Origin of the sequence: Desulfosporosinus sp. FKB (assembly GCF_002196705.1) — a bacterium.
GTDB lineage: Bacteria > Bacillota > Desulfitobacteriia > Desulfitobacteriales > Desulfitobacteriaceae > Desulfosporosinus.
In genome coordinates, this window is the sequence record NZ_NADJ01000027.1 from 68,704 (window position 1) to 76,032 (window position 7,329).

The window sequence follows — 7,329 nt, forward strand, 5'->3', positions numbered from 1 at the left end:
CTAAATTCCTCCCTTGCACTACATACCATAACTATATAACCATCAGATTCCCAATATCTTTCAAGCAGAATACCGCTTTAAAATCTCTAAATGGTTTTATTTGTTTCTACTGATTTATATAAAATTATACTCTTTTATAGAGAGCTTGCAATTTGCGTTCTAGCAGCGAGGTTTAAAATTATGTAAAATGTAAATTTAAACCGTCGAATATGCTAGAACAATCATGAATAATCGGAGTGAGTGATAATGAATCAATTAATTGCCTTGGGAACAGGCCATGCTACAGTAACTAAGTGCTTCAACACATGTTTTGCCCTATCCAATGAAAAGAATGAGTATATCTTGGTTGATACAGGTGGTGGCAATGGCATTTTAGCAGCTTTGGAAAAAACGGGTATTTCCGTTCAAGAGATACATGACGTTTTCATTAGCCACAAGCATTCAGATCATCTACTGGGGTTAGTATGGATTATTAGAGTGATCGCATCGTCAGTGCTAATAGGTCAGTATAACGATAACCTGAACATCTACTGTCATAGTGAGCTTATAAACGATATCAAAGCCCTCGTAAAATCGACACTCGATAATAAGTTAACGGACTTAATTGGTCGCCGAATTTTCATTATACCGGTAGATGATGGACAAACAAATACTCTTCTTGGTCAAGATTTTACGTTCTTCGATCTTCACTCAACCAAGGTGAAACAGTACGGCTTTACTGTCAAACTAAATAATGGAAAACTTCTTGCCTTTATAGGAGATGAACCTTATAACAAATTATGTGAGAAAGATATTTCAAACAGTGATTGGCTCTTATGTGAGGCCTTTTGCCTTTATCGTGATCGAGAAGTATTTAGGCCCTACGAGAAACATCATAGTACTGTTAAAGATGCTTGCAAACTTGCAGCTCTTCTTAATATTAAAAACCTAATACTATGGCATACCGAGGACACTAATATAACCCAGCGAAAAAACCTTTACACAGAGGAAGGGAGAAAATACTTCAGCGGAAATATTTACGTTCCTGATGATCTTACTAAAATAACTCTATAACCTATACTTCTCCGACGCACCCGCTTGGTAAATCACCATCGTGATGCGTTTCTGCCATTATTTTCTTAATTTCATTACTCTTCTTATTACTCTTCAATTTACTCTTCAATATCGCCATTTTACTCTTCAATATCGCCATTAAAATTACCTTTATTTTGCTCAAAAAAGTGTTTATCTTCGAATGACTTGTGCATTTCCAGTAAACTTTCAGCAAACATTCAGGAAACTTTCAGCAATTATTCAGATTAGAGTATGATTTTCGAATTTATTTAGCCGATAAAATATAAGAAATCTAAAATAAGGGGAGATTTATTTGAATATCACAGACTCTTTCAATCTTACAAGCCTTTTTAACCAGTCGATCACTCAGAATCAGCAAGTGAATACCCTCGGTCAAGACCAGGAAACACAAGGCAATAACAATTCTATTGATATCCAAGATATTTTAGAATTAGGTTCTCAAAGTTACAGCCAGCCCGTAACATATTCGAATCCATTCTCTAGTAGGCAAAACACTCCTCCTGCAAATCCTTTAGATTCTTTAGTCAGCAGTGGAACGATCACTCAAGACCAAGAAACTGCCATTGAAAATGCCCTCAAATCGGCTATGCAATCACAATCTTCTTCAGACTCTTCGACTTCATCAAATCCGTTAGATAGCCTTGTTTCCGATGGAACCATTACTCAAGATCAGGAAACAGATATCACAAACGCACTGCAATCAGCCAGACCAGACCACCCCCATGGAAAACCTAACAATCTTTTAGATTCCTTGGTCAGCAGCGGAACGATTACGCAAGACCAAGAAACCGCCATTGATAATGTCCTCAAATCGGCTATGCAATCACAATCTTCTTCAGACTCTTCGACTTCATCAAATCCACTAGATAGCCTTGTTTCTGACGGGACGATCACTCAAGATCAGGAAACTGCCATACAAAACATGTTTGAAACATCAAGAATGGCTTATCAACAATTTTAGACCTAAAAAAACAAGGTGCAAAAAACAGGCGCTGCCTTTCAGTGAGGTGAGGCAACGCCTGTCTTATAGATGGCTTTTACAAATTTACTTATCATTATGCCATGAGTATTAAAGATGGTATCGTTGACATATTCTCTGCTGAATGCCAATGAGGTTTGCACCTATTCCCCTTTTAGTAAAAGATCCTCAATGGTTTTTCTGTTATCCGGGTTTTCTCTGTTTTGCAATTCTTGACTCAAACTGTCTTTTTGTCCATAATATCCCACTGCTATCGCTGCAATTATTGTGTAATCCTCAGGTATGCAAAATTCTTCCCGGGCTTTTTCACGGTTAAAGCCTCCCATGGCATGAGTAATCAATCCCCGTCTCTGAGCTTCCAAAGATAAATAACCCCACGAAGTTCCGGCATCAAACATATGCCAGTAATTATCTTTTCCATTTAACGTAAATGTTTTTTTGGAAACGATCAAAATCAAAACCGGAGCTTTCTTCGCCCATTCCAGGTTTGAAGGAGTTAAAAGTCCACGCATTTTCTGAAGCATTATTTCATTATCTGCAATAATAAATCGCCAAGGTTGCTCGTTAAAACATGAAGGTGCAAATCTGGCTGCCTCAAGCAAGGGCATTAGATCTTCTCGCGGAACTAACCTGCTGTCAAATGCTCTGGGTGACCATCGCTCTTTAATTTCAGGGATAATTTCAAAATTAAACTGCCTCGTCATTTTCCTTCTCCCTTTAATGATCTTACTTTACAACCAGCACCGGACATAAAGCATGGGCAAGTATCTTTTGAGTTACGCTTCCTAACACAGCTCCTGATATAGGTCCATGTCCATGACTCCCCATAACAATTAAATCAAAATCCCTCTTGGCTTCTTCAAGAATGGCGCTTGCGGGATGCCCTGATATATGTTTTTTATGGAAAACAATATCACCTACTTCAATACCTGCTAAAGCTGCCTCCAAAGCTGCTTCTCCACTTTGATCAATTTCCTCCTGAGATACGACGAGACCATAAGATACTGTATAGCCCCAATATGCTTCTGGATTGTACGTCACATGAAATAGCTCAACCTCGGAGTTAAATTGCCGTGCAAGGTTAAGCGCTGTAATCAAGGCTCGACGCGAATATTCAGAAATATCTGTCGGAACTAAAATCCTTTTGAACATCATTTACCACCCTTTCTACTCTTATTTGGCAAAATGGTTTAAGGCCAAAAGATTAATCAAACTAGCTGCTCATTAAGTATTACGCTTAAACTTTATTTATTTAGGTATTATTATATCATTATAATTATTCTTTACAACTATTTTATATAAATTATATCTAAGATTCTTAATCTGATTAAATCAGACATAGAATACAAAAACATTGCCATAACGATGTATAATTATGAGTGATATACTCCTGATACACCATTTTACTGGACCATTGGAGGTTTGATAATGAATATCAAGGCAACTAAATACCTTCTGCCCCAATTCGCTCAAGATTTTATTAATCATCTTTCAGTTACCAATAAATCTAAGTCTACTCAAGCAGCCTACGTTTACGAGTTGGGTATGTTTTTTAATTATTTATGCCGCACGGTGCCTAACTTCCCCTCCTCTCCCTCTCATATCCAGGTTTCAGTCATGGAAACCGTCGGTCATCGCCATATAGAGTCTTATTTAAGCTGGGCAAATTCCGAACGTAATAACGGACCTCGTGCTCTAGCTCGTAAACAAGCAGTAATTAAGTCATTATATCGATATATGCTTCGTGAAGATATGATACATAAAGACGTTACAATTAAATTAGATCCAATCTATGTTAATCAAAACCTTCCTAAAGCTTTAGAACCTAATCAAATTGCTGATTTGACAGATGTTTTAGAAACCGGTACAGGATTATCTGACGGCCAGCTTAAATACTATACTTATACTGAGAAACGTGATTATGCCATTGTCCTTACTTTAATCGGCACTGGACTGCGCTTATCTGAACTTTGCGGTTTGGATCTCAGCCATACATTTATAGCAAAAGGGTATTTTAAAATCACACGTAAAGGAAATAAGGAAACCGTTGTTTATTTTAATCAGGAAGTTGCAACAGCGATAAACGATTATCTTGGCAGCGAACGCGCGCGGTATGCCCGTAATAACATTGACGCTCTTTTTCTATCGATTCAGGGAAACCGAATGAGCAAGAGAGCAGTACAAAATCTAATTGCCAAATACATGACCATCCTCAAATCATTTGGACATAATACTGAAGGTTACAGTGTCCATAAATTACGTTCGACATTTGCTACTTTGCTCCTTCGGGAAACAGATAATCTAGCGATTGTTCAAGATGCTCTTGGACATGCAGACCCAAGGACAACAAGAATTTATGCTAAGGTACTGGACGAGCAATTAAAGCGGGCTGCCGATTTGATAAAATTCAAATAGAAACACTTGTCCCATCTCGCGCATTTCCCTATTGTATTAAAGTTTGATAATAATCCAGCTTATTATGTAACTTCGGATTTAAAAAGTTATATTATTTTTTGTTATTTGTGTATTTATATTTTCAATATTTACATATTCTCTTTTTTCTCTCTGATTGTGTAGCAGGAATTCACAATATCAATACCGAATACACAACAATTGAATCCGCTGAAATTAATTGCGGAGACAAAAGAAAAAAATATTAAGGAGGAAGAAAGGACGATCATGATTAGAAAGAAAAAATGGTTGGTTTCAGTCTTATCAGCCGCTCTTGTGCTTGGATCCGTAGTTACTGGCTGCGGTACCTCAAGCACCCAGGCCACTCAAGGGTCTGATAAACCAATGAAGGTGAGTTTTGATCCGGGCGCAGAACCTAAAACCCTCGATCCCCAGATGTCCGACGGTGTTCCTGAAGCAATCATGGAGATGAATTTATTTGAAGGTATAACCCGTCTGGATAAAAACAATAACCCTCAATTGGCAATTGCCAGCAGCATTGACGTATCTGCTGACGGTTTGACCTACACTATCAAATTGAAGGATACAAAGTTCAGCAACGGAGATCCTTTAACTGCTGATGATTTCAAAGCTTCCTGGCTTCACGCCCTTGATCCGAATGCAGCTTCAAACTATGCTTACCAATTGTACTATTTTAAGAATGCGAAAGAATATAATGCCGGCAAAGCTACGGCAGATCAAGTGGGTATCGAAGTGAAAGACCCTCATACCTTAGTACTTACTTTGGCAGCTCCTACGCCCTATTTTAAATCCTTACTGGCTTTCCAAACCTATTATCCGGTGGACCAAAAGAATGTCAAAGCAAACAAAAACTGGAATACCGATGCCAAAACCTTTGTGAGTAACGGTCCTTTTATGATGAAGTCCTGGACTCACAGCGATTCCATGGTTCTGGTTCAAAACCCGAATTACTGGGATAAAGCCAATGTTAAACTTTCAGAACTCGATTTCAACTTAGTAGAAGATCACAAGGCTGCTGCAACCGCCTTTGATGCCGGACAATTGGATGGTTTATATGACCCAACTCCAGAAGATATCGTCCGCTATAAAAAATCCGGAACCCTCAAACAAGCTCCTCAATTAGGCACCTATTTCTATCGGTTCAACACTACCAAAGCTCCTTTAAATGATCCCCGCGTACGCGAGGCCCTGTCCATCTGTCTCAATCGACAGGATTTGATTACCAATGTCTTTAAAGGCGGACAAACTCCGGCCTATGCATACGTACCGGGTGCAATTCCCGATGCCACGCCGGGAAAAGACTTCCGTGCCGTTGGCGGAAATTTCATTACCGAAGATATTGCCAAGGCCAAACAACTGTTAGCCGAGGCTGGTTATCCTGATGGTAAAAACTTCCCAACTCTGACACTTCTTTATAATACTAACGGTACTCATCAACTTCCTGCCCAAGCTATTCAGGATTTCTGGCATAAGAATTTGGGCATCAATGTCAAATTGCTCGGCCAAGAATGGCAAGTTTACCTGCAAACCATGCAGAACCTGCAATACGATGTTGCCCGCGCCGGCTGGAATGGTGATTACATCGATCCTATGACCTTTATGGATATGTTCACTACCGGTAACGGAGAGAACCAAACCGGCTGGTCTAATGCCCAATATGACAAAGATATTGAAACTGCCAAAAACACGGCTGATCAAACTGTACGCATGAAAGCCATGCACGATGCCGAAACCGTTTTAATGAAAGAAAAACCGATTATGCCGATTTATTTCTATGTACAAAACTATGTTATGAAGGACGACATTAAGGGAGTCCTTGTTAATCCCATGGGGGACTTTGATTTCAAAACCGCTTATCTACAATAACATCATGTTGAGTGGACAGTAAGTTAAGGGGCAAGTTCCAATAACTTGCCCCTTAATTCTGTAATTCTGTAACTTTGATTAAGGGGGAGGAATATGGTTCGCTATTTACTCGGACGAATCCTGGCGGCGATTTTAGTAATTTGGTTAGTTATTACTCTGACCTTCTTTTTGATGCATGCGATACCCGGCGGCCCATTTGCTTCCGATAAGGTTTTGCTGCCCCAGGTTCAGGCCAACATTAATGCCCGTTACCACTTGAACGATCCTCTGTTTAAGCAATACACCGATTATTTAAAAAACGCTGTGCACTTTGATTTTGGACCCACTTTCCGTTATCAGGGACGGACCGTCAACGATATTATTAAAGAAGGCTTGCCCCGAACGGCAGCCATCGGTTCTATGGCTACTATTCTCGCCTTAATCTGCGGCACTATCTTAGGCATTATTGCTGCCTTAAGGCAAAATAGAACAGCCGATTATGTAGCTACGTTTTTGGCTACCATCGGAATCTCCGTACCTAGTTTTGTAATTGCTACTCTTTTACAGTATTATGTTGGGTTTAAGCTACATCTCTTTCCTCCTATCGGCTGGGGAGATCCAAACCAGCTTGTTATGCCTGTTCTGGCTTTAAGTGCCTACCCTGTGGCCCAAATCACCCGTCTCACTCGGACAAGCATGCTCGATGTTCTACATCAGGACTATATCCGTACTGCGAAGGCCAAGGGACTGCCCGGTTATATTATTGTTTTCCGACACGCCCTCAAAAATGCCATTATCCCACTTTTGACGTTCATGGGACCATTCTTTGCTTATATTCTCTGCGGCAATTTTGTTATCGAATATATCTTTAATTTTAAGTTTCGCACCCTGATAGGAGTTATTTCCCGGCGGAAACTTGGTCACCAGTTTGAGTTCTTGCATCTTAACTCAGACAATTCCATTGGAATTTTACTGTTTAACAAGCTTTATCAAGCATT

General features: G+C 39.6%; 7 protein-coding genes. 5 read left to right on the forward strand and 2 right to left on the reverse strand.

The window, feature by feature from the left end; translation table 11 throughout:
- Positions 1–246 precede the first annotated feature (246 nt).
- A complete protein-coding gene (locus tag B5Y67_RS08575) occupies positions 247–1,053 on the forward strand; it encodes an MBL fold metallo-hydrolase (RefSeq protein WP_088226033.1) in 807 nt (268 codons plus the stop codon).
- Between the two features lie 313 nt (positions 1,054–1,366).
- Positions 1,367–2,035 (forward strand): hypothetical protein, encoded by a 669-nt coding sequence (locus B5Y67_RS08580; RefSeq protein ID WP_088226034.1) that lies wholly within the window; start codon positions 1,367–1,369, stop codon positions 2,033–2,035.
- 161 nt (positions 2,036–2,196) lie between these two features.
- On the opposite strand, the gene B5Y67_RS08585 is transcribed toward B5Y67_RS08580, so the two are convergent.
- Together B5Y67_RS08585 and B5Y67_RS08590 are read right to left on the reverse strand one after the other, a co-directional pair.
- Entirely contained in the window at positions 2,197–2,757 is a 561-nt protein-coding gene (locus B5Y67_RS08585) for a nitroreductase family protein (protein ID WP_088226035.1), read from the reverse strand.
- A gap of 22 nt (positions 2,758–2,779) precedes the next feature.
- Positions 2,780–3,205, reverse strand: coding sequence for a universal stress protein (locus B5Y67_RS08590; RefSeq protein WP_088226036.1), 426 nt, complete (start codon positions 3,203–3,205; stop codon positions 2,780–2,782).
- A 276-nt stretch (positions 3,206–3,481) separates the two neighbouring features.
- Between B5Y67_RS08590 and B5Y67_RS08595 the strand changes: the two genes are divergently transcribed.
- From B5Y67_RS08595 to B5Y67_RS08605, 3 genes are all read left to right on the forward strand, one after another.
- Positions 3,482–4,468 carry a tyrosine-type recombinase/integrase gene (locus B5Y67_RS08595; protein WP_088226037.1) on the forward strand — a complete coding sequence of 329 codons (987 nt, stop codon included), beginning with the start codon at positions 3,482–3,484 and terminating at the stop codon, positions 4,466–4,468.
- A gap of 264 nt (positions 4,469–4,732) precedes the next feature.
- The gene (locus B5Y67_RS08600) at positions 4,733–6,352 is read left to right on the forward strand and encodes a peptide ABC transporter substrate-binding protein (protein ID WP_088226044.1); all 1,620 of its coding nucleotides are present in this window, start codon (positions 4,733–4,735) and stop codon (positions 6,350–6,352) included.
- Positions 6,353–6,445: 93 nt separating this feature from the next.
- Positions 6,446–7,329, forward strand: an 884-nt coding sequence (locus B5Y67_RS08605; protein WP_242975910.1) for an ABC transporter permease, incomplete at its 3' end; no start/stop codon positions are given.